This is a genomic window from Bacillus sp. FJAT-27245, from assembly GCF_001273955.1.
In the GTDB taxonomy this organism is placed as follows: Bacteria; Bacillota; Bacilli; order Bacillales; family Cytobacillaceae; genus Bacillus_D.
The window spans coordinates 267,752-288,589 of sequence record NZ_LIGI01000001.1 but is presented as its reverse complement, the minus strand read 5'-3'; the positions used below and the strand labels follow the sequence as shown (position 1 = coordinate 288,589).

The 20,838-nt window shown below is 39.7% G+C and carries 16 protein-coding genes; 4 read left to right on the top strand and 12 right to left on the bottom strand.

The features are described from left to right. Window positions 1–26: 26 nt before the first annotated feature. Window positions 27–1,724, top strand: coding sequence for a M3 family oligoendopeptidase (locus tag ADU24_RS01390; protein WP_053364957.1), 1,698 nt, complete (start codon window positions 27–29; stop codon window positions 1,722–1,724). Between the two features lie 141 nt (window positions 1,725–1,865). On the opposite strand, the gene ADU24_RS01385 is transcribed toward ADU24_RS01390, so the two are convergent. The 3 genes from ADU24_RS01385 to ADU24_RS01375 form a co-directional block, all read right to left on the bottom strand. Then, window positions 1,866–4,226: an FdhF/YdeP family oxidoreductase gene (locus tag ADU24_RS01385; protein ID WP_053364956.1), complete on the bottom strand. Its 2,361-nt coding sequence runs from the start codon at window positions 4,224–4,226 to the stop codon at window positions 1,866–1,868. 139 nt (window positions 4,227–4,365) lie between these two features. Beyond that, window positions 4,366–4,725 carry a DUF2294 domain-containing protein gene (locus ADU24_RS01380; protein ID WP_053364955.1) on the bottom strand — a complete coding sequence of 120 codons (360 nt, stop codon included), beginning with the start codon at window positions 4,723–4,725 and terminating at the stop codon, window positions 4,366–4,368. A gap of 69 nt (window positions 4,726–4,794) precedes the next feature. Beyond that, on the bottom strand, window positions 4,795–6,051 hold the full coding sequence (locus ADU24_RS01375; protein ID WP_053364954.1) for an L-lactate MFS transporter: 1,257 nt from the start codon (window positions 6,049–6,051) through the stop codon (window positions 4,795–4,797). A gap of 386 nt (window positions 6,052–6,437) precedes the next feature. Between ADU24_RS01375 and fdhD the strand changes: the two genes are divergently transcribed. Next, a complete protein-coding gene (gene fdhD / locus ADU24_RS01370) occupies window positions 6,438–7,226 on the top strand; it encodes a formate dehydrogenase accessory sulfurtransferase FdhD (protein WP_053364953.1) in 789 nt (262 codons plus the stop codon). A gap of 306 nt (window positions 7,227–7,532) precedes the next feature. Here fdhD and ADU24_RS01365 read toward each other — a convergent pair whose 3' ends face one another. Both ADU24_RS01365 and ADU24_RS01360 read right to left on the bottom strand, forming a co-directional pair. Then, window positions 7,533–8,519: a diaminopimelate dehydrogenase gene (locus ADU24_RS01365; protein ID WP_053364952.1), complete on the bottom strand. Its 987-nt coding sequence runs from the start codon at window positions 8,517–8,519 to the stop codon at window positions 7,533–7,535. 145 nt (window positions 8,520–8,664) lie between these two features. Further along, a complete protein-coding gene (locus ADU24_RS01360) occupies window positions 8,665–10,980 on the bottom strand; it encodes an AAA family ATPase (RefSeq protein ID WP_053364951.1) in 2,316 nt (771 codons plus the stop codon). 394 nt (window positions 10,981–11,374) lie between these two features. On the opposite strand from ADU24_RS01360, the gene ADU24_RS01355 reads away from it, so the two are divergent. Then, window positions 11,375–12,274 carry a GIY-YIG nuclease family protein gene (locus ADU24_RS01355; RefSeq protein ID WP_053364950.1) on the top strand — a complete coding sequence of 300 codons (900 nt, stop codon included), beginning with the start codon at window positions 11,375–11,377 and terminating at the stop codon, window positions 12,272–12,274. A gap of 176 nt (window positions 12,275–12,450) precedes the next feature. Here the strand turns inward: ADU24_RS01355 and ADU24_RS01350 are convergent, their stop codons facing one another. The 3 genes from ADU24_RS01350 to ADU24_RS01345 all read right to left on the bottom strand — a co-directional run bounded on the left by ADU24_RS01350 (window position 12,451) and on the right by ADU24_RS01345 (window position 13,114). Next, on the bottom strand, window positions 12,451–12,651 hold the full coding sequence (locus tag ADU24_RS01350) for a hypothetical protein (RefSeq protein ID WP_053364949.1): 201 nt from the start codon (window positions 12,649–12,651) through the stop codon (window positions 12,451–12,453). Continuing rightward, window positions 12,641–12,805, bottom strand: a complete 165-nt coding sequence (locus ADU24_RS22855; protein WP_156324484.1) for a hypothetical protein — start codon at window positions 12,803–12,805, stop codon at window positions 12,641–12,643. Before ADU24_RS22855 ends, ADU24_RS01350 begins: the two co-directional genes overlap by 11 nt. A gap of 90 nt (window positions 12,806–12,895) precedes the next feature. Further along, window positions 12,896–13,114 carry a helix-turn-helix transcriptional regulator gene (locus tag ADU24_RS01345; protein ID WP_053364948.1) on the bottom strand — a complete coding sequence of 73 codons (219 nt, stop codon included), beginning with the start codon at window positions 13,112–13,114 and terminating at the stop codon, window positions 12,896–12,898. 208 nt (window positions 13,115–13,322) lie between these two features. On the opposite strand from ADU24_RS01345, the gene ADU24_RS01340 reads away from it, so the two are divergent. Continuing rightward, a complete protein-coding gene (locus tag ADU24_RS01340) occupies window positions 13,323–14,090 on the top strand; it encodes an NYN domain-containing protein (protein WP_053364947.1) in 768 nt (255 codons plus the stop codon). 285 nt (window positions 14,091–14,375) lie between these two features. On the opposite strand, the gene ADU24_RS01335 is transcribed toward ADU24_RS01340, so the two are convergent. The 4 genes from ADU24_RS01335 to ADU24_RS01320 form a co-directional block, all read right to left on the bottom strand. After that, entirely contained in the window at window positions 14,376–14,747 is a 372-nt protein-coding gene (locus ADU24_RS01335) for a hypothetical protein (RefSeq protein WP_053364946.1), read from the bottom strand. Between the two features lie 392 nt (window positions 14,748–15,139). Continuing rightward, on the bottom strand, window positions 15,140–16,627 hold the full coding sequence (locus ADU24_RS01330) for a class I SAM-dependent DNA methyltransferase (protein WP_053364945.1): 1,488 nt from the start codon (window positions 16,625–16,627) through the stop codon (window positions 15,140–15,142). After that, window positions 16,624–17,871: a restriction endonuclease subunit S gene (locus ADU24_RS01325; RefSeq protein WP_053364944.1), complete on the bottom strand. Its 1,248-nt coding sequence runs from the start codon at window positions 17,869–17,871 to the stop codon at window positions 16,624–16,626. Before ADU24_RS01325 ends, ADU24_RS01330 begins: the two co-directional genes overlap by 4 nt. Beyond that, window positions 17,868–20,663, bottom strand: coding sequence for a type I restriction endonuclease subunit R (locus tag ADU24_RS01320; RefSeq protein ID WP_053364943.1), 2,796 nt, complete (start codon window positions 20,661–20,663; stop codon window positions 17,868–17,870). Before ADU24_RS01320 ends, ADU24_RS01325 begins: the two co-directional genes overlap by 4 nt. Between the last annotated feature and the right edge of the window lie 175 nt (window positions 20,664–20,838).

Sequence of the window (20,838 nt, the reverse complement as noted above, 5' to 3'; positions counted from 1 at the left end):
CTAATTAAGGGGAAGGAGAGTTAACCATGACACAAGATACAGGTCATAAATATTATAAAGAATTAATTGATTTACAAGATGCAGAAGGGGTCGAAGCTCAATTTCGAAGTTTACTTGAGGTTCCGATTGAATCTATTTCTGACCTCGAAACGTGGTTGAAAGATGAAAAAGATTTAATGATGAAAATCACGGAGGCTATGACAGGCCACCAAGTCGATTTCTACCGAAACACAGAGGATGCGGATATCAAGTCGACTTATCTTCACGATCAGCAAGTCATCCAGCCAATCTTAATGAAATATGAAGCAAAATTGAATGAGAAATGCAGTGAGTCTCCTTACTTATATCAATTAGATGAAGACCGTTACGGCTTAATGCGACGCGTTCGCGAGTCCAAAGCTAAACTGTTCAGAGAAGAAAACATTCCCTTAATGGTAAAAGAACAGGAGCTCTGTACGAAGTATAGTGAAATGATGGGAGGATTAACAGTTGAATGGGAAGGGGAGGAAAAGCCTTATTCGTCCATTCAATCCAAGCTCGATGACCTTGACAGAGAGGTGCGAGAAAAAGCTTATCACGCCATGATGTCAGCCCATCGAGGGATTAAGCTCGATATAGATGCCATTATGGATAAACTTGTTCAACTGCGCCATCAAATCGCTTTAAATGCAGGCTTTGAAAATTATCGTGAGTATATGTTTGTGGTCAAAAATCGCGAGTATACTGTTCAAGATTGTTATGACTTTCATGATAATGTAGAAAAGCATATTGTCCCAGCGTGGAATCGGTTAGCAGACGTCTTTAAGTCCAAACTTAATGTTGATACGTATCGCCCTTGGGATAATACCGCAAAATTATTGAAAAACCCACCATACTCCGAAGTATCTACTCTTTTGGATGGCGTTTCAGAAATGTTAGGAAAGACCGACCCCTATTTTGGAGAGAGTTTCGAGCACATGAGGGAGCATGGATTACTAGATCTTGGAGATCGGAAAGGAAAAGGCCCAGGTGCTTTCTGTACCTACTTACCTGTTTCCGGGGATACCTTTGTTTTCGCGAATTTTAGTCCATCCTTTGATTCACTGAGCGCATTGATTCATGAAATGGGCCATGCGGTGAATGGGTACCTAGGGTTTTCAGAACACGGGCCTTTTGAGGAATACCAACATCGAGCGGAAGTTGCTGAACTGTATTCTTTTGGAATGGAATTGCTCTTATTGGATAAGTTAGATAACTTTTATCCAGAAAAAGAAGAATTTAAGAGCGCCCAGCGTGAAGAGCTAAGATGGGCATTTTCAATGTTATTAAAACCTCTAACCGGGGATATATTCCAGCATTGGATGTATACGAATCCTACGCACACTGCCAAAGAGCGTGATGAAAAGTACTTTGAAATCTCAAAACGTTATGGCTTTAACCCTGTGGATACTTCCGGGTTTGAAGAGGAAATTGGGATGAGCTGGGCAGACACCATTCATTATTTCCATTTTCCTTTCTATACTATTGAATACGCCATTGCAATGCTGGGGGCTCTTCAATTACTTGAAAACTATCAGAAAAATCCAGATCAAGCGGTTGAATCCTATAAAAAAGGGGCAAGTGCAGACTACAATCAATCCATCGCCTCGATTTTTGAAGAAACTGGAGTCAAATTTGATTTTTCAGAGCCCGTTGTTAAGCGTATGGGTGAATTCCTAGAAAAAACTATCCAAGATATTCATTAACAAAGTGAGTGCAAGGAGGCCGTACTTAGCAGAAGGCAATCGGAATTTTTCTACGCAAAAAGGTACAACTAGAAGGTCTTCTAGTTGTACCTCTTGTGTTGCAGCCAGAAGGAACTTTTTGGAAAGCCTCATTTTTAAGCTTTAAGCTGGTGCATCAACTTCATCTTCTTCAATGCGTTTTTCTGCATATTGAACGTCTTTCCTTGCGCTAAAGCGGTCTGCCTTTTCCAGGGTGACAATGATATTGTAATCCGGAATGCCTGCAAATTTTTCATAACGACCACGAGGCAAAAGGAAATTACCTTCCGGGAAGTGAACTTGAACATTTCCGCGCGAGATTTCAACAAACTTTGCCCTTCCCTGGAAAACGCCGAATCCATTGTAAAGAACGACTCCTTCACCTTCAGCTATGCTCAATTCCCGCGCATCATCTTCATTCATTAACACATCATAGCGGCCAGCGCCAGTCAACGGATCCACCTCATTATAAACCATGGAGTTGAACTGTTTGCCGCGGCGGGATGTGACAATGAATTGGCCTTCCTTTTTACCGAGGTCTGGAATATCAACAGCAATGAGATTTCCCCTTCCATCCGGCGTAGGGCAAATGCCATCCTCACACAACCAGGCGCCGCCCCACTGAAATACATCGCCGGCATTTTTTAAGTGCTGGATACCGTCATAGTTGGGGTTGGCTAAAGCAATTTCATTGCGGATTGCCTGTGCATCCTTGAAATCGACTAAATCTGCGGTTTCCGGCTTCACCCGTTTTGCAAGATCGACATAAATTTTCCACTCTTCACGCGCTTCCTCGATGCGATTCTTGTTCCCCGGAATTTCCGGGCTGAAATAAACCATACGTTCAGTTGAAGTGGATGTGCCGCCGCCTTCCTGCTCATAGCGTGTCTTCGCCGGAAGGACTATGACCGCTTCCTTGGCATCGAGCAGAGTAGACGTGTTAAGGATGATATCCTGGTGAACACGAATTTCAAGTCCGGACAGTGCCTTTTCTATAAATTCCGGATCCGGCATCGTCTCCAGGAAATTACCGCCTGACATATAGTAAAGTTTGATTTTCCGTTCATGATCATCCGGGAGGACTATGTTTTCCAGGGTGACCCCGACAATATCTCCCTGCCAATTAGGCAGCTTGAATCCCCATAGTTTTTCAATCCGGCCGATATTTTCACCGTAGAAATCTCCCCCTGGCAAAACAAAGGGGTCTGCACCCATTTCCCCCGAGCCCTGTACAGAAGAATGGCCGCGGAAAGGCATTAAACCAGCATGTTTTCTGCCTAGATGTCCACGCAATAAAGCAAGGTTGGCCACCTGAGAAATATTATCCGTAGCAAAGGAATGCATCGTTAAACCCATAGCCCATGCATAGACAGCGTTTTTGCTATTTGCCAGCAACTCTGCCAATTCAACAATCCGGTCCTTTGCAACTCCCGAAGACTTTTCAATTTCTTCCCATGATTGCTGCTGGACATGTGCCACTAACTCGGAGTAGCAATTTACGTGCTCCTGGACGAATTCATGGTTAATCGCCGAACCTTTCCTGACTTCCTCCTTTTCAAACCAATGCTTCATTATTCCGTGCATAAATGCGATATCCCCGCCGATATTCACTTGATAAAAATCATCGGCAAGCTTTGTTCCGAACAAGGCAGATTCGGGGTTCGAAGGGATCCAGTATTTGTCCATTGCCGGTTCCCGATATGGATTCACAACGATAATTTTTGTTCCTTTTTTCTTTGCTTCAAGCATGTATTTTGAGGAAACTGGCGAACTGTTGGACGCAACGCTTCCCCAGAATAAAAGTACATCCGTACCAATCCAATCTAGGTAGTTGGCCGTCGAGGCCCCAACGCCGATAGAGCGCTTCAGTGCTGTCTTTGAAGGGGAATGGCAAATCCGGCTGGCATTGTCGATATTGTTCGTGCCAAGGAAACGGGATACCTTCGCCGCGACATAGTATGTTTCATTTGTAATGCCACGCGCGGTCAGGTAAAAAGCATATTGTTTCGGATTCAGCTGTTTCATTTTCCCGGCTATCATGTCCATCGCATCATCCCAGGTTATCCTTGAGAACCTGCGCTCACCTTTCCTGCGAATCATCGGATAAGGAATCCTGCCGAGCTTGCGGAGCTCCGAACTGCTGTATTTCCTTAGTTCATCGATATCAGCATGAAGGATTTCCGGTTTAATCGCTCCGATTGTATTTAAGCGGAGAACGTTCAATCTAGTCGTACAAATGTGGGGGCCTGTCAATGTCTGGTCCTGAAGCCCCGACACTCCCAGTGCACAGCCGTCACACACACCCTTTGTCAGGATATTGGCGGCATACCCGAAATTATCGCGGTTCTCCCAAAGTGTTTTAACAGTATCACGTATATGTTTCGGCTTTACCTTGCCGAGCCCAAAAGGAATGGGGCTGACCCAATGTTCCGGTGCCGGCATAGCCGCTGTTTTCTGAGGTCCTGGATGTTTCGTTTTTCCCATATAAAACACTCCTATTAAAATCATAAATAAAGCCGTTTTGAAAAGAAAAAACCACCGCAAACACTGGAATTACAGAGAATTCCAAGGTAAACGGTGGTTAGTCTTTAGCAGGAACGCTGCCAAGTGCCATACCTTAAAGTTAATTACAAAACTTTTTTTCGATGTCTTGATCAAAAACAAAAACTGACATTCCAAAGTCTCGGTCGATATCAATATCTACGAACAACTCAACAAAGTTACAGCCAAGAAATTCTTCCATTTCCACAGGAGGGTTTTTTCGGTACATGTCTTTTACCATTTCGGTTCTGGCAGCCCGCAATGCCTGTTTCCCCTCGTTTGCGGAAGCAATGAATTTCTCTACCGGTGAAAGGTTTCCTTCCATTTCACAAATTGCCCAGTTTTTGCAAAATGTCGTGGTAATTCTGCTTGGCCCTTTTCCCATATGCTTCTTTCGAAAGGATCGAACCAGATTACTAAACTCAGCTTCGTATTTATTCATAATTTCCCCCAACTCCAGAGGCTCATAATGATTGGTATTTTACCATACGGAGCTCGATTAAAAAAGAAATCAAGATGCGAGCTTCTTTTGCTCGATCTGTTTACGCAACTTGCGTATGTCAAAACGGATGACGATCGATACGGCTAGTGCAACGACAAACAACCCTGCGAAATAGGTAAGGCTCGCTGCATAGCTTTGTGTTTTATCAAACATCCATGCTGCAAACATTGGGCCTGCCAACCCTGCCGCCGCCCAAGCTGTAAGAATGTAACCGTGAATCGCACCAAGCTGTTTTGTTCCAAACAAATCGCCGATGTAGGCAGGAATGGATGCGAAACCGCCACCGTACATTGTGTATACAATCGCCAGCATGACTTGGAATAGCAAGGCATTTGTTGTATGCGGCAGCAACGCAAACAAGACAATTTGAGTAGCAAAGAAAATGGTATACGTATTGGGACGGCCGATATAATCAGAAATGGATGCCCAGCCAAGGCGGCCGAAACCGTTGAATAGTCCCATTACCCCGACAAGTGCGGCTGCGCCGGCTGTTGTCAGACCAATACTTTCCTGCGACAGCGGCTTTGCAGCTGATAGAATTGCAATCCCGCACGTTACGTTAATGAATAGCATGAGCCAGAGATAATAGAACCGCTTCGTTTTGACAGCTTCATTAGCCGTTAACTGAGATAGATCCTGCTTAACTTTGGCTTTTCCGGATTGGACCTTTTCCTTGAATCCTTCAGGAAGCCAATTCACTGGGGGCTTTTCCAAATAAAGAGAAGATAATGTCATAATTGCAAAATAGGCAGCTCCCAGGATAAAAAAGGTATTTGCAGTGCCAACAGATTTAATCAATGAATCCATGATTGGGCTGCTGATTGCAGCCGCGAAACCAAATCCCATAATCGCAAGCCCTGTTGCAAGGCCGCGCCTGTCAGGGAACCATTTTACAAGCGTCGAAACCGGAGCAATATATCCGACTCCAAGGCCAATTCCTCCCAATACTCCATAGGTTATGTACAATAACGGCAGGGAACCAAGATTTACTGCGAGACCCGAACCTAAAATGCCGGCGCCGAAGAATGCGGCTGCAAGAAGTCCAGCCTTTCTCGGTCCGTGCTTTTCAACAAAGTGGCCAAGGAAAGCAGCAGACAAGCCAAGGAACAGAATCGCAAGGCTGAAGGTGAACTGGACTTGCTTTGCAGTCCAGCCAAATTGCTCCATTAAGGGGTTTGTAAAATTGCTCCAAGCATAGACAGAGCCAATGGAAATATGGATGCCCACAGCCGATGCAGCAATGAGCCATCGGTTTTTCGTTTTCATTTCGTTCCTCCTCGTGGGTATGTTTCTGCATGGACTGCTTGTCTGTAGGGCAAATTGCAGCAAAAAAACCGCCAATCTGTCATACATGCGAGGGGCCGCATGCAGAAAAAGACTGACGGTTAGGTTCCAGCAGGTTCGCTACTTTCAGACTAACAGTAATCGCTTTCAAATGTTCACACTTTAACCGAGAACAGGGTCGCTATTTCGAATCAAAATGTGACATTTTTGTGAACTTTAGAAAAATTTTACCATTTCACAAAGTTAAGTGCAACACTTAACCTAATAATTTTTCACTATGTGCATGTTAGTTATTTTTCTTGTGAAAATGATCAGAATATGGTTACACTTTAATTATTCAAGATTTCGTCAAATTTGGGGTGAGTATTATGCTGGAAAGTATGAGCCAAAAATATCAAATAACCAAATATTCCAATGGCCGTTTTCTTAATGTTGAAGATGTGATTGTGAACGAATTCCCTTTGACTGTGTTCGTCAATAACGTTGAGTTTGCCACAATGGTTGTTACTCCTACCCATTTTGAAGAAATGGTTATCGGTTTCCTTGCATCCGAAGGGGTCATACGTACTTACAGTGACATACTATCACTCAGCATTGACGAAGATCGTGGCTATGCCTATGTTGAATTAAAGGTGAATTCAACTACAAATCAGCAGTATTATTCAAAGCGGTTCATTGGCTCCTGCTGCGGGAAAAGCCGCCAGTTCTATTTCCACAATGACGCCCGTACAGCTAGGACGTCCATGTCAAAAATAAAAATTAGTGCCTCCCAAAGCATTTATCTCATGAATGAAATGCAAAACAGCTCAGAAGTGTTTCAGGAAACCGGAGGAGTCCATAATGCTGCACTCTGTACACCGGATGAAATCATTGCTGTCCGTACCGATATTGGCAGGCATAATGCGTTGGATAAATTATTCGGATATAGTATTCTAAACAATATTCCTGTAAGGGATAAAATTATTGTATTCAGCGGAAGAATCTCTTCTGAAGTGCTTTTGAAAGCTGCGAAGATTGGCGTGGGAATCGTATTATCAAAGTCAGCACCGACTGATTTGGCAATCAAGCTAGCCCAGGATTTAAACATTACAGCTGTGGGCTTTATTCGGGGAGAGTCATTCAATGTCTATTCCTGTCCGGAAAGAATAGTGGATTAATTTTTACATCGGAATCTTGGTGGATCTCGTCGGAAAGTAGAACATATAGTGCTGTACTATTCCAATAAAATTAAGGTGATACGAAACGTAAAACTAATGAGATTTGTCTATTCTAAAATAGTAATGACTTTTCCTTAATATTAAAGAAGGCAACTCCCTGAGGGGTAGTTGCCTTCTTTCAGTATAATTTTTGCGACCTCTTCTACATGTCCAGAGTGTATGTGACTACACACGGATTGTGAGTTTTTATCATTAAAAACCCCCGAATCATTAAATCATTGACGTACTTGGGGATAGGCACCTCTCTTACAATAGGTCTCTTCTCAAATCCTCCGCGGATTTTGGAGACAGATAACCGGGTGCAACGTCAAAAACAGTTTTTGCACCAGCTTGCCCTTCTTTATTTAAACGATAAGCTGCTCGTGCATATGCCACTAGTACACTAGCTGTAAATTCAGGGTTGCTTTCTAAGTTAAGCGAGAATTCAATAATTTGTTTATTGTCTTTTCCTGTTTTCCCGCTTCGAATGACAAATCCACCGTGTGGCAATTTTGAGTGGTTTTCTTTTAATTCTTCTGCTGTAATAAAGTTTACTTCTGTATCATAGTCAGCAAAGTAGTTCGGCATTGTTTTAATATCATGCTCAATTTTAGCTTTATCATAGCCTTCCTCAGCTACCACATAACAAACACGACGGTGTTTTTCACCGGTTGAAAGCTCAGGGTTAACCCCGCTTTTAACCTTTTCAATCGCTTCATCAATCGGAACCGTATACTGAACACCACCAACTACACCCTCTACTCGACGAACCGCGTCTGAATGCCCTTGGCTAAGCCCTTTCCCCCAGAAAGTATACGTTGCACCATTTGGGATAATCGCTTCCGACATCAAACGATTCAAAGAGAACAAACCTGGATCCCAACCGACTGAGATAATGCTCGTCTTGCCGCTTTCTTTCGCCGCTTCATCAACCGCGCTGAAGTATTCTGGAATCTTTGCGTGTGTATCAAAACTATCGATCGTGTTAAACATTTTAGCAAAATAAGGACCTTGTTCCGGGAGGTCTGTTGCTGAACCTCCACATAAAATCATCACATCAATTTTGTCCTTATATTCCTCTGCACTTGAAATATGCAATACCTCTACATTTGGCTCCTTTATTAAAAGGTTTTCAGGTGCTCTTCTTGTAAAAACAGCCACAAGCTCCATATCAGAACATTGCTTGATTGCTTCAATCGTTCCTCTGCCCAGGTTACCATAGCCTACAATTCCTACTTTAATATGATTAGTCAATGCTCTTTCTCCATTTCTATACTTTTTTATTTTTCATTATAAATTATAGAAAAGTGCCTGTCACTTCCCGCACAGACTAGAGGGACGGTTCTCGTGGCTTTTTTATGTACCAAAAGGACCGTCCCGGTGGTGTACTCTGATTTGCTTACCTTCTGTCGTTGCTTTCTTTTTCCCCATCAAGTATTTTCTGCATTGCTGTCTTTATATCGGCCAGTTCAAGCTTTGATAGCGAATCGGCATCGATTGAAGCAATATCTTCCATCAACGAGAGCCTCAATGACTGGGCCTGGATCGCCTCTTCGATAAGATTCGCCGCAAATCGGCCATTCCCGGAAACCTGCCTGTCCTTGAGAGACTCCAGGATATAGTCCTCACCGTCCCCGGAAAGCTTGTATTGATAGGTTTCTGCATAGTTAATCATGATTTCGAGGAGCTCCTCTGGATTGTAATCAGGAAAATGGAAGAATTTTTTAAAGCGGGACCTTAATCCAGGGTTAAATTCCAGAAGCGCATCCATCTGTTCCGGGTATCCCGCAAGGACAATAACGAGATTTTCATTATGCCTCGTCATTTCATCTACCAGTGTATCAATCGCTTCCCTGCCAAAATCCCCTCCCGATGGGCTAAACAATGAATAGGCTTCATCAATGAAAAGGACTCCTCCGAGTGCATCGCGGACTTTCTTTCTCGTTTTCTCGGCTGTTTGGCCAACATAGCCGGCGACAAGGTCCGCCCTGCTGGCAATCACCAAATGGCCGCGCTTTAGAAAGCCGTTTTCTTTTAAAATTTCAGCATATATTTTTGCTACCGTTGTCTTTCCTGTACCGGGGTTTCCGGTAAACACTGAATGCAGCTGTACGGGGACCGTGGGCAGGCCGCTGTCCCTCCTCATTTGCTGAAGTTTGACGAAAGCTGCCAGGGTTTTCATTTCACCCTTTATCGAATGCAACCCGATAAGGCGGTCCAGTTTTTCAAGTGGCCTATTGCGGTTTTCCTGGACTGGCAGCTTGAAATCGTTTCCGTCCAGAATAGAAAAACGAAGAATGTCTAACACATTGTCATCTTTCGCTGCTCCCTTTCGAAAAATGGCCTCAAGGACAAGGTTATGAACCGTTCTTGCGTTACCAAACGTTTCGTCTACCCTTTCACGTTCAAGCCGTTCCTCTAATGCGTTCTTTGCCTGTTTTGTTAATAGATAGTCATTGTCCTCAGCAATTTTCTCAGCAATTGTCACCAGTTCCTTATTTGTATAGTCACGAAGGAAAATATGGTTGGATTGAGGGAATCGACTTCGAAGGCCGGGGTTCGCATTAAGGAAAATCCTCATTTCTTCAGGATAACCGGCCAGGACAACTGCGAACTTCCCACCAAATTCCTCTCCGGTCATCAATGAAACGAGTGTATCAATTGCGGCCTGGCCATAATCATTGCCTGTTTGGCCCTCCCGTTTCAGGCTATAGGCTTCATCGATGAACAATACCCCTCCAACAGCCTTACTGACAATTGCCCGAACATTTTCCTCCGTTTGGCCAACATAGGATCCTACCAGTTGAGATCTATTTGTTTCGATGACCTCTTCCCTTGGCAAAAAGCCAAGCTCATGAAAAATTCTTGCCAAAAGCCTGGATAGGGTTGTTTTTCCCGTACCCGGGTTCCCGGTAAGGACAAAATTTAGGCTAAGCTCATCTTTCATCTGGAAGCCCATGTCCTTACGCTTCTTTTGAAACTTAAGGTACTGATAATAATCCTTGACGCGACTTTTGACAGCTTCAAGGCCTATCATATTATTAAGTTCATCAATTGCATCCACAGCCGTTTCTTTTTCCTGCCCTGACGATTCAGCGAATATGCTTTCCCATTCTTTTTTAATTGCTCTAATCTGTTCAAGTTTATTCGTTAATTCCTCAAAATGTGAAGCGGTATGAAAAACCCCTGTAATCGATTGGTCGTATTCCTCGGCAGCTTTTAAAAGCTCGCTCGTTGATTTGATTGCATCAAGCATCAGGTTATAGAGCTTTGTCTGTATGGGGTCCACTGCACCCTGAAGCGAGTTGTCCAGCTGATCAAGCTGATCATCAGCCTGTTCAAGGAAATTACGGCAAATCATTAAATATTCCTCGGCAAGCTTCTTCTTTGTCGTCCGATTATCCGTCTCCCTGATAAGTGGAAATTCCAATGAGTCCAAAAATGGTGCTGCAGTCCGCCAGGCAGATTTGTTCAAAAATTCCTGCGCAACACGATTAGCTGGGTCAAGCTCTGCGGCCCGTTTCATCCAAACGATTCCAAGTCTGTCCCTTTCGTCTTTGTGGATGCGGGATTTGCCAGCCATCACGAGCAATCGGGCAATTTCCTTTGCGCTAAGCGTTTGATCATGCTCCATTATATAAGCGAGGATTTCTACCTCGTCATCGATGTACCCTTTTTGTTCTAGTTCATCGTTCCATGTTGTTTGCCCCTGCATAGTTCCTCACACCTGTTTACTGTTTCTTACTATCGTATCATATTGGACACGGGGTTACGAAAGGCTGCGTTTAAAAGGAACAAAGGCCTGATTTTAAGACCCCTTTAAGACTGCCCTTCACGAAGCAGTCATAAGCAGTGAACAATATGAAAGTAAAGGTTATTCAAACATCTCTCGCCTTTCTTGCTCTACCTTCACCGTTTACACTTCCACTATGAAATCTAAAATGAATCATAGCAACTTGACACTAAATTGTATTTTGTAAACAATAATCTACTAATTTGCATTAACACATTCAAAAGAATACGATAAAGAAAATAAATATGATAGCCTTAACTGGCCTTGAAAATATTGCAGAAGTAGTTCCTGGGCCTGTTAAAAGGAGGATATGTAAATGGCCTTACGAGGTAAGAGCATTAATCTGTTTTTAATGGATGGCACATCAAGCGGCAGAATTAAATGCACTTTGGCGAATTGGACAGGCGTTGCTTACAGAATCCCACGTACAGAACTTGATAAATGTAAGGGACGTGATGACCTTTCACAAAGTGGCGTTTATTTTTTATTCGGTACATCTGACCAAACTGGAGACAATGTGGTGTATGTCGGACAAGCTGGGGTTCGTAAAAATGGAGAGGGCTTGCTTAGTCGACTAGTGGAACACAAACGTAACCCAGACAAAGACTATTGGACGGAAGCTATCGTATTTACTACTTCCAATAATTCATTTGGACCAACAGAAATAAGTTACCTGGAAAATCGTTTCTGTAGGCTCGCGGTAGAGGCAGGCCGTTACACAGTTAAAAATGGCAATGAACCTGCCATTGGCAATATAACAGAGGAAAAGGAAAGTGAACTTGAAGAATTTATAGATTATGCCAGGATTATAATGGGGACCTTAGGCCACAAAATATTTGAACCTCTTATTGAAAACAATAATCCTGTCGTAACAGCTGGGGCTCCGGAAGATGACTTACTGCTTTATATGAAACGGAAAAGCCGGAAAAGCGGACTTGTCATTGAGGCAATGTGTAAACAGACGAATGAGGGTTTTGTCGTCTTGAAAGGAAGCCGTATTGAGACTATAGATTCCGATAGTATTCCATCCACGATTAAGGACCGACGGAAAAGCGCAAATATTGATGCGAACGGAATCCTGCTGGAAGACATTCTCGTCCGAAGCCCGTCCTATGCTGCTGCATTTGTGATTGGCGGTTATGCAAACGGACTCACAGAGTGGAAAACAGAAGACGGGCAATCACTAAAAGAGATAGAAACCAGTGACCTTACATAAATTGTACAATGAGAAAACTCAAAGGCAACTCTCATAAAGGTTAGTTGCCTTCCTTTAGTATTATTTTCGCTACTGCCTCAACATGTGTTGAGTGTATGTGACAACACATGGGGTGCTTGGTGAGTTTACAAAAAAATAGCCCTCCATGAGCTAAGTATGAAGGGTTTCATTATTACTTATAGATCTTCTAATGCTTTTTTGTTAGCAATATAGATTCGCATAGGCTCATTGTTTCCTTTTGCTAAAGCTCTCCCTGCAGCTCCCCTGTATGATTCGTTTACCTCTGTTCCACCGGCCTTGAAAACTGTCTTAAAAGCATCTTCCATCCCTTTTGCACGATTCTCTTCTAATGATTTGTTAATTTGTTTATTTCCCATTCTTCTTTTCCCCCTTTTGCTTTATTGATTTAAATTCATGACCGAATTTCTGAGCATATAAATCAGCTGTTTCAGTTAAAGGTAAGGTAGTTCCATTTTTTTCATTTCTTTTTAACTTAAGCTCAGCTAAAGAAACAACCCTTTCGTCTTTCATTAATTCACAACCCTTAAAAGTTAATAAAAATACAAAATTTTTAAAATAAAGAAAAAAGGAAAAAGAAATAAATGATATGAAATAACTCCTTTAACTTTTATCATTCAATTTTTGGAATAATAATTCCAATGAAACTTTTAGAACCTTTGCCAAGGCCAAAGCTAAGAATACATTAGGGATTGAAGTGCCATTTTCAATCTTTCTAATTGTTTCTTTAGTAACTCCTACCATAGACGCTAATTTCTCTTGTGATAATCCTTTATTTTCTCTTTCTTCTCTTAATGGTGTTTTAAACTTAGGATCAGCCACTTTTATAACCCCTAACATATTTATATTTATACTTTACCGCAGAGAACAAAAGTTGTCAATTATAGTTGACAACTTTTGTTTTCTTTTTAAAAATGATTTACTTCGCCTATCTAAATTATTCTTAAACCCATCCTTCTGCATTTTTCCTTTATATTCAACTATTTACCAAAAAATATGTTAAAATGTAGGGAAGAATGGGGGCATTTTGATGAATAATGTTGCAATTTTTTGGGATTTAGATAATACACATCTAACAATCCAAGAACAATTTGGTACGCAAGAAGGTTATTTAATCAATTTAATTGATGCAGTCGATAACCTCTTTGCAGATGATAGTATAAGAATTTTTAGGGCCTATGCTGACTTTGAAAAAATTAGAAAAGTTCAATCCGAAATTCAAAAGAAAAAAGTAACACCAAAACATGTTTTTAGCAGTAATTCAGGCACTGATAGCAGAAAGAACGCTAGTGATATTGAATTATGTTTAGATGCATTAGAAATTGCCATTAAGAATATAGACATAACTCATTTTGTAATAATTTCTGCAGATAAAGACATGATCCCCTTAATGCATAGGTTAAAATATTATGGAAAGAATGTTTATCTAATTTACTTAGAAGCTGCAATTTCAGAAGATAAATTGGTTCTCGACTTTTGCGATGAAAAAAAGTCTTTAGAAGAATTAATTAATTTAGTTAAAAAAGATCCTAATAAGCTAACAGAAGATGAATTCACTAAAGGTACCGAAGATGCTGTAGAGGTAGTAGTCAACTTCTATGAAAGAAATAAAGAAAAACCTCATGTGTTTTTTGGATTACCATTTTATAAGCAAGATATGATAAGTAAAGGTTATTCTGGTGAAGTAGCCGAAACAATATTAAGACATTGCCTGGAAAATTGCATTTTACAATCTGAGGATCTAGGCGGAAATAAATTTAAAATCTCAATAAAAAATGAGGCAAAAGTTGGCAGTTAATTATTGACATTAATTTCATTTTTTAATATGATAAGTATATCAAGATTTAATCAAATTTCTTATCAACAGTTTTAATCAATGTTTTTATCTAGAAACACCATCTTTTTGACCCAGTTATCTCACTGGGTCATTTCTAATTTATTTATTGTTTATTATAAATTAAAATAAAAAAGCAAGCCCGCCTTTAACCATTGGTAAAAGGCGGGCTTGCTTTTTTCACTTCTTAGTTATAAGTGATTACCATAAAGAACAATCAAAAATATACAACACTTAACAGTGAATTATTTACTTATAGAAGTACTGCGCACTACCAACAATAAAATTTCTATATTGTTTTCTTTCTTGATTTGCATAACCAAGAACAAATTTAAACAGGTTTCCAAACATTGCTCCAATACCACGTTTTTCTTCATCAGATAATGAAGGTAAGCCGGCACCATAATAAACCAAAAAAGTTTCAACTGGCGGTATCTTCAAATAATTATTATTAAAAACAGTGATTTTTAGAAAGTCAAAGTCAGCAATGGCTAAATTAAATTGCTTATGAACCCTACCACCGATTAACTTTGATACAGCCCTGTAATTATTTATTAAACAAGAATCCGAAGCGAGAACCAAAGAAGTGGGAGTGAAAGCTGCTATTTGCGGAAAATGCATATTCAGAGCCCTCCTTTATAATTTAAGATGACTTATTTGAGTGATGAGCTGATGCAGAAAATTAGCGTAGCAATTATTAGGCAAAGTCGTTCTTCTGTTTACGGCCGGATTGTGAGACTCGAGGAGCAGGAACGGCTTCTAGCAGTAACGGTTCGGTGGAGTTTCGACTGGTTACAGTTACGGCCAAGTGTGCTTTTCACGAAATGCGCGAAGGAGTTTTTACTTTTTTAACTGAAGAAGCTGGGAAAAGTGCATATCCTCTGCACAGTCGCCTGGGTTAATTGTGGTCAACAAATTAGGCGCTCCACTAATTAAGAGCGCCTAAAGTAAATCATCCTCATATATGAGTCTCGGTTTTGCACTTAAAATTGGTTATATTCTTTACTTTGGAACTAATTGGAACCGCCATTTAACGTAAGCATTATTTCTTTAAAGCTTTCTAATCCAGCTTCAATGTTTTCAATAATTTCGTTTGCTAGTAAATCTGGATCCGGGAGATTATCTAAGTCTGCTAAGCTTTTATCTTTAATCCAAAAGATATCAAGGTTTGTTTTATCTCTTGCTAAAATTTCTTCGTAAGTGAACCTACGCCATCTACCATCTGGATTACTTTCTGACCAGGTCTCTGTACGATCTTGTCGATTAGATGGGTTATAACACCTAATGAATTCCTCTAAATCATTGAATGTCATTGGTTTCTTCTTCAATGTATGGTGAACATTAGTTCTATAATCATATATCCAAACTTCATTGGTCCATGGGTCTTTTGCGCCAGGCTTGTTATCAAAGAAAAGAACATTGGCTTTTACTCCAGGTCTATAGAATATTCCAGTAGGTAAACGCAAAATTGTATGGAGCTCCGTAGTTTGTAGGATTTGCTTTCTAACAGTTTCCCCTGCTCCGCCTTCAAAAAGAACATTATCAGGTAAGACAACAGCTGCCTGTCCAGTTTCTTTTAAAAGGGTTCTTATATGTTGCAAAAAGTTTAGCTGTTTGTTTGAAGTTGTAACCCAAAAGTCTTGTCGGTTATAAACCAAATCTTCTTTTTCTTGTTCTCCCTCCTCATTAGTAATGGTCATACTGGATTTTTTACCAAAAGGAGGATTGGCCAATACATAGTCATATCTTTTGCCTTCATCTGCTACTAAAGCATCGGCAGAAGAAATAAACGTCTCACCGTCAATTTCCCCAATGTTATGAAGGAACATATTCATTAAACACAATCTTCTTGTATTAGCAACTATCTCGTTACCGTAAAACGTTTTATTCTTTAAAAACTCTTTTTGTTCTCGATTTAATTCATGATTGTCTGTAATGTAATCATAGGCTGCCAAAAAGAACCCACCTGTGCCACATGCGGGGTCTATAATGGTTTTCATTGGTTCTGGTCGAACACAGGCTACCATAGCCTTGATAAGAGCTCTAGGGGTAAAGTATTGTCCAGCACCACTTTTTGTATCCTCTGCGTTTTTTTCCAACAATCCTTCATATATCTTTCCTTTAAGGTCAGCTCCCATCATACTCCATTTTTCTTTATCTACCATATCGATAATTTTATGGAGCTTAGCTGGGTCTTGAATCTTGTTTTGTGATTTTGTAAAAATCTGACCTAATGTCCCTTTAGTGTTAGAAAGTTCTTTCAAGACTTTATTATAATGTGTTTCTAATTCCGCACCTCTTATATTTTTTAAAGTTTCCCAATCACAACCCTCTGGGACACTGATATTACGGAAATATGGCGGTTTGGTAAATTCATCAACCATTTTAAGGAATAGCAAATAGGTAAGCTGTTCTAAATAGTCACCATAACTTACACCGTCATCACGAAGTACATTGGCAAAACTCCATACTCTTGATATTATGTTTACTTCATTGCTCATACTTTAACTTCCTCATTCCTTTTAATTCTTTCTAAAAGCTTATCAGCGGGTTCCCAATCCGGCTCCCTACGGCAATCTTCTATTTCTTCCTCGCTTAGAAGTTTACCCTCAAAGGCTTTGTTAAGAATGCTTTGACGTAATGCTTCTGCTCTTTCAAGGTCCTGTTCTATGTTTGCTATAATTTTATCACACACGGATAGTCGGGTTTCTATTTCATAAACAATTTTAGTTTGTTCGTCTAATGTTGTTTTCGGAAATGGATAACCTTTTAACTTTGTTCCATTTATGTTTGATTGATTAACACCAAAACTTTTCACCTTATTCCCATATATCTTGGCAATATGGCAATTTAGAAAATAATTTAAATAGTCACCATTTACAACGTCTTTATCGTAGTTAATTCGAATCAAATATCCCGCAAAAATTGCCTCTCTTTCACCTTTAAAAATAGCTGTTTTTCCTACATGCTCAGGACTGTTCGTACGGTTAAACAATACATCCTCTTTATATAATCGATATTTTTCGATTTCTTCTTTATTAGAGGTGTATTTTAAATCTTCCCAATCGATTTTTCCGTTTTGGATATTTCCCATTCGTAATACAGGTATCAAACCTTCGTTATCAGACTTACTTGATGTTCCATATTCAACATCAGAACAAACCTCACCAAGTGTTATCCACTTGATATTATTTGTATTTGTCAATTCACCCTCAAACGCTTTTTTTAACACGGCTTGACGGTAAATTTCTAATTTTTCTTTGGCATTTTTGAGGTTAGAAATACTATTATCTAACTTACTAAAAAGTTGGTCAATTTTGTCTACAATGGCTCGCTGTTCGGGCAAAGGGAACAGAAAAAACTTATGTTTTTCAATATGCTGATAATGTCGAGCATATCCTTTATCTTTTATTTTCATTACAAGAGTTTGAGTAACATAGAATAGAAATTTAGGTATAACTATACTTTTTGGCTCTAGCACTTTCGTCCCATCTGCTCCAGGTGCGAAGTTAAAATTTATTAGTTTAACTATTTTTGTATGGTCTCCAAATACCAATACAGGTAGGTCGCATTCCAGAAGTTTTGATTTATCATCGGTATACCCACCCACTATTTCTTGGCCTTGGTCTATAACAGGATAAAGACCTTTTGTTAGATAATCTTTTTGCTTAATTTTATGTTTTGATGTAGATACTTTGTTAACCACCTTTTTATATTCTATTTCAATCCAGTTTTCTCTAATCATGCTGCCAATACCTCATTTAGTTCATTTATAATTTCAATCATCTGATCACCAAATAATTGATACATTTTACCTCTGCCGCCTTGGGCATCAAAAGGTGTATAGTCTAAGTCATCCATTTGAAGGTGGAAGCTTGTTGCTATATGATCTTTAAGCATCCTTAGCCAATTCATCTGCCCTTCATTAAACTTTAGCGGGCCGGCTTGTTTGCCAAACACCCATTTCTGAAAGTTCTTATCAACCACTTTGTTATATGGAGTAAGTTGTTGGTCAATACCAGTAACCCTCCGAATTAATGATACTAACGCAACCAATTCATTTTTGGGCTTATTTCCTTTTACCGTTTCCAGTTGGGCATAGGCATCCCATACATAGTGTGGAGCCAGTAATGGTTTTTCCAATATTAATTTGTCAAAAAGCTCCTTTATCATTTTAAAAGTTAGGTGTCTTCTCCGATATGGCTGATTGTAAAAGATACTCAGTGCGACAATTTCATCTTTATTATTCACTATATATTCCTCGAAATTTTTTACTAATTCCTCGGCTTTTTCTTTTGTGAAGTTGTCCCATTCAGCCCGTATAACCTTATCTTGATTAACCACATCAATTATTTGCTCATGGACTTTTCGAACATTCTCTATATACTCATTTATCTCCCCTGTAAAATTTTTGGCTGCATTCGTTGCCAAATCAGACTGCACCTTTTTTCGGCATTCACTCTCCAAAGCGGGGCTACGGTCATTTTCAGGAACTTTATTAATGATTATTTGTGTTCTTTGTTCAATTATATCCGGGTCATAGGCATTGAGAAGTTCTTTTACAACTGCATTTAATTTCTTGCCGCCGCTAAGTTCTTGGAACTTATTTTTTTCATCATCTGTAAGCAGCTTTTCTAGCCTAATCAATCGGTTTGCTAAAGATGTAAATAAATCTTCATCTTGCACACCCATCGCTACTGCTCCTAAGATATCTTTTAGTGGAGTGCCTGGTTTTCGTTCTAACGGCCGACTGTCTGTTTTTTTCGATTTAGTAGCCCCAATAGCATCTACGATGATGAAATGAGTTTTAGTGTGCTTTGCTGTACGGGTTACACGTTTTAAATCATCAAATCCAATTGTTCTGGTGCCACGGCCTTTCATTTGTTCAAAGTAATTAACACTTTTAACATCCCTCATGAAGAGTAGAACTTCCAATGGCTTTACATCAGTGCCTGTAGCAATCATGTCAACCGTAACAGCGATTCTTGGATTCCAAGAGTTCCTAAATCGATTTAATACCGATTTAGGATCCTCCTCAGCTTTATAAGTTACTTTTTTACAAAAATCATTACTTTCATTAAATTCTTCTCTAATAATCTGGATAATATCATCAGCATGACTATCATTTTTAGCAAAAACCAATGTTTTAGGCACCTCAAACTCACCATTTTCATCAAAACGGTCGGTAAAAATAGTTGGAAGCGCCTCTTTGAACGCTCTTACGATTTGTCTAATTTGACTAGGATTTACAACGTCCTTATCAAGCTTATTAGAGGTATAAGCGTAATCTTCATCCAACTGTTCCCACTTTTTTCTGCGCGTCAGTTTTTCTCTTTTATCCACATATTCCATTGCCTTAATCTTTGCCCCGGCTCTTGTAATTTCTGTTTCTATAGTAAACACATCATAAGGAACGTTTACACCATCAGCAATCGATTCCTCATAGGTATACTCACTTACAACATTTTCATTAAAAAAACCAAATGTTCTCTTATCCGGTGTGGCGGTTAATCCAATTAAAAAAGCATCATAATAATCAAGAACTTGTTTCCATAAGTTATATATAGATCGGTGACATTCGTCAATTATTATAAAATCAAATTGCTCAATAGGATTATTAGCTGAATACTCTACCGGAAGGGGTTCTTTTTTTTGCCATGACCAGCTTTTTTCGTTGGGATTTTCCTCCTCAATCGATTCATTAAATTCTTCGCCCTTTAAAATAAAATAGAGCCTTTGAATCGTTGATATGCAAACCTGACTATCAGAAGCAATATAACTAGAATTTAATCGCTGGACATTATATAGTTCGGTAAATTTTCTATTATCATCATTTGGCTGATACTTTAAAAATTCTTGTTCTGCCTGTTCTCCCAAGTTTTTCGTATCTACCAAAAACAGAATACGCTTGGCATGAGCATATTTTAACAAGCGATACACAAAAGTACATGCTGTAAATGTTTTACCAGCACCAGTTGCCATCTGAATAAGCGCTTTAGGCCGATTATTTTTAAATGATTTCTCAAGGTTTTCTATCGCGTTGATCTGCGCCGGTCGAAGCCCCTCTTTATCTAATTCAGGAATATCCACCAAACGTTTACGAAGGGATTTCTTTTGGCCAAACCATTCCAAGAGTGTAGAAGGTTGATGAAAGTGAAAAACAGACCTTGAACGAGGTTTGGGATCACGATAATCAGTAAAACGAGTCAAAACTCCAGTACTCTCATATACGAAAGGAAGGGGTTCTTTATTTAGATTATATTTTAATGTTGCATTTGCGTACCCAGAGGATTGATCTTCCACAACGGTGATTCTTAAGCCTTCTTCTTCTTTTTTTGCTTCTATTACACCCACAGGTTTTCTGTCTACAAATAAAACATAATCAGCGGGACCTATGTCTGTTTGGTACTCCCTAACTGCAATGCCTTTTCCGGCAGACAAGTTCACTTTGTTCTTCGATTGTACTATCCAACCTGCCTCAGCTAACATTAAATCAATTTTATCCCTAGCTATCTGTTCTGGATTCTGATTACTCATTTTTTCACCCCAATTCACATTCCTTTGAAATCAAATTCCTTATATAATTTTTAATTAGTTTAATTATACCAAGAATAGTTAGCTATTTTTATCCTATAAATATAAATCCCAAAATTTTTCCGTAGGTTTTGAATGAGTAATTTTTAGGTTTGTTTCTTGCTGTTGCGACTAACTA

Coding starts and splice junctions, on each gene's coding strand:
- ADU24_RS01330 (WP_053364945.1), bottom strand. CDS start 16,627: ATGAGCAATGAAGTAAACATAATATCAAGAGTATGGAGTTTTGCCAAT.
- fdhD (WP_053364953.1), top strand. CDS start 6,438: ATGCTGGAAAGTATGAGCCAAAAATATCAAATAACCAAATATTCCAAT.
- ADU24_RS01325 (WP_053364944.1), bottom strand. CDS start 17,871: ATGATTAGAGAAAACTGGATTGAAATAGAATATAAAAAGGTGGTTAAC.
- ADU24_RS01335 (WP_053364946.1), bottom strand. CDS start 14,747: ATGCATTTTCCGCAAATAGCAGCTTTCACTCCCACTTCTTTGGTTCTC.
- ADU24_RS01340 (WP_053364947.1), top strand. CDS start 13,323: ATGAATAATGTTGCAATTTTTTGGGATTTAGATAATACACATCTAACA.
- ADU24_RS01320 (WP_053364943.1), bottom strand. CDS start 20,663: ATGAGTAATCAGAATCCAGAACAGATAGCTAGGGATAAAATTGATTTA.
- ADU24_RS01380 (WP_053364955.1), bottom strand. CDS start 4,725: ATGAATAAATACGAAGCTGAGTTTAGTAATCTGGTTCGATCCTTTCGA.
- ADU24_RS01385 (WP_053364956.1), bottom strand. CDS start 4,226: ATGGGAAAAACGAAACATCCAGGACCTCAGAAAACAGCGGCTATGCCG.
- ADU24_RS01350 (WP_053364949.1), bottom strand. CDS start 12,651: ATGGGAAATAAACAAATTAACAAATCATTAGAAGAGAATCGTGCAAAA.
- ADU24_RS01355 (WP_053364950.1), top strand. CDS start 11,375: ATGGCCTTACGAGGTAAGAGCATTAATCTGTTTTTAATGGATGGCACA.
- ADU24_RS22855 (WP_156324484.1), bottom strand. CDS start 12,805: ATGAAAGACGAAAGGGTTGTTTCTTTAGCTGAGCTTAAGTTAAAAAGA.
- ADU24_RS01360 (WP_053364951.1), bottom strand. CDS start 10,980: ATGCAGGGGCAAACAACATGGAACGATGAACTAGAACAAAAAGGGTAC.
- ADU24_RS01375 (WP_053364954.1), bottom strand. CDS start 6,051: ATGAAAACGAAAAACCGATGGCTCATTGCTGCATCGGCTGTGGGCATC.
- ADU24_RS01390 (WP_053364957.1), top strand. CDS start 27: ATGACACAAGATACAGGTCATAAATATTATAAAGAATTAATTGATTTA.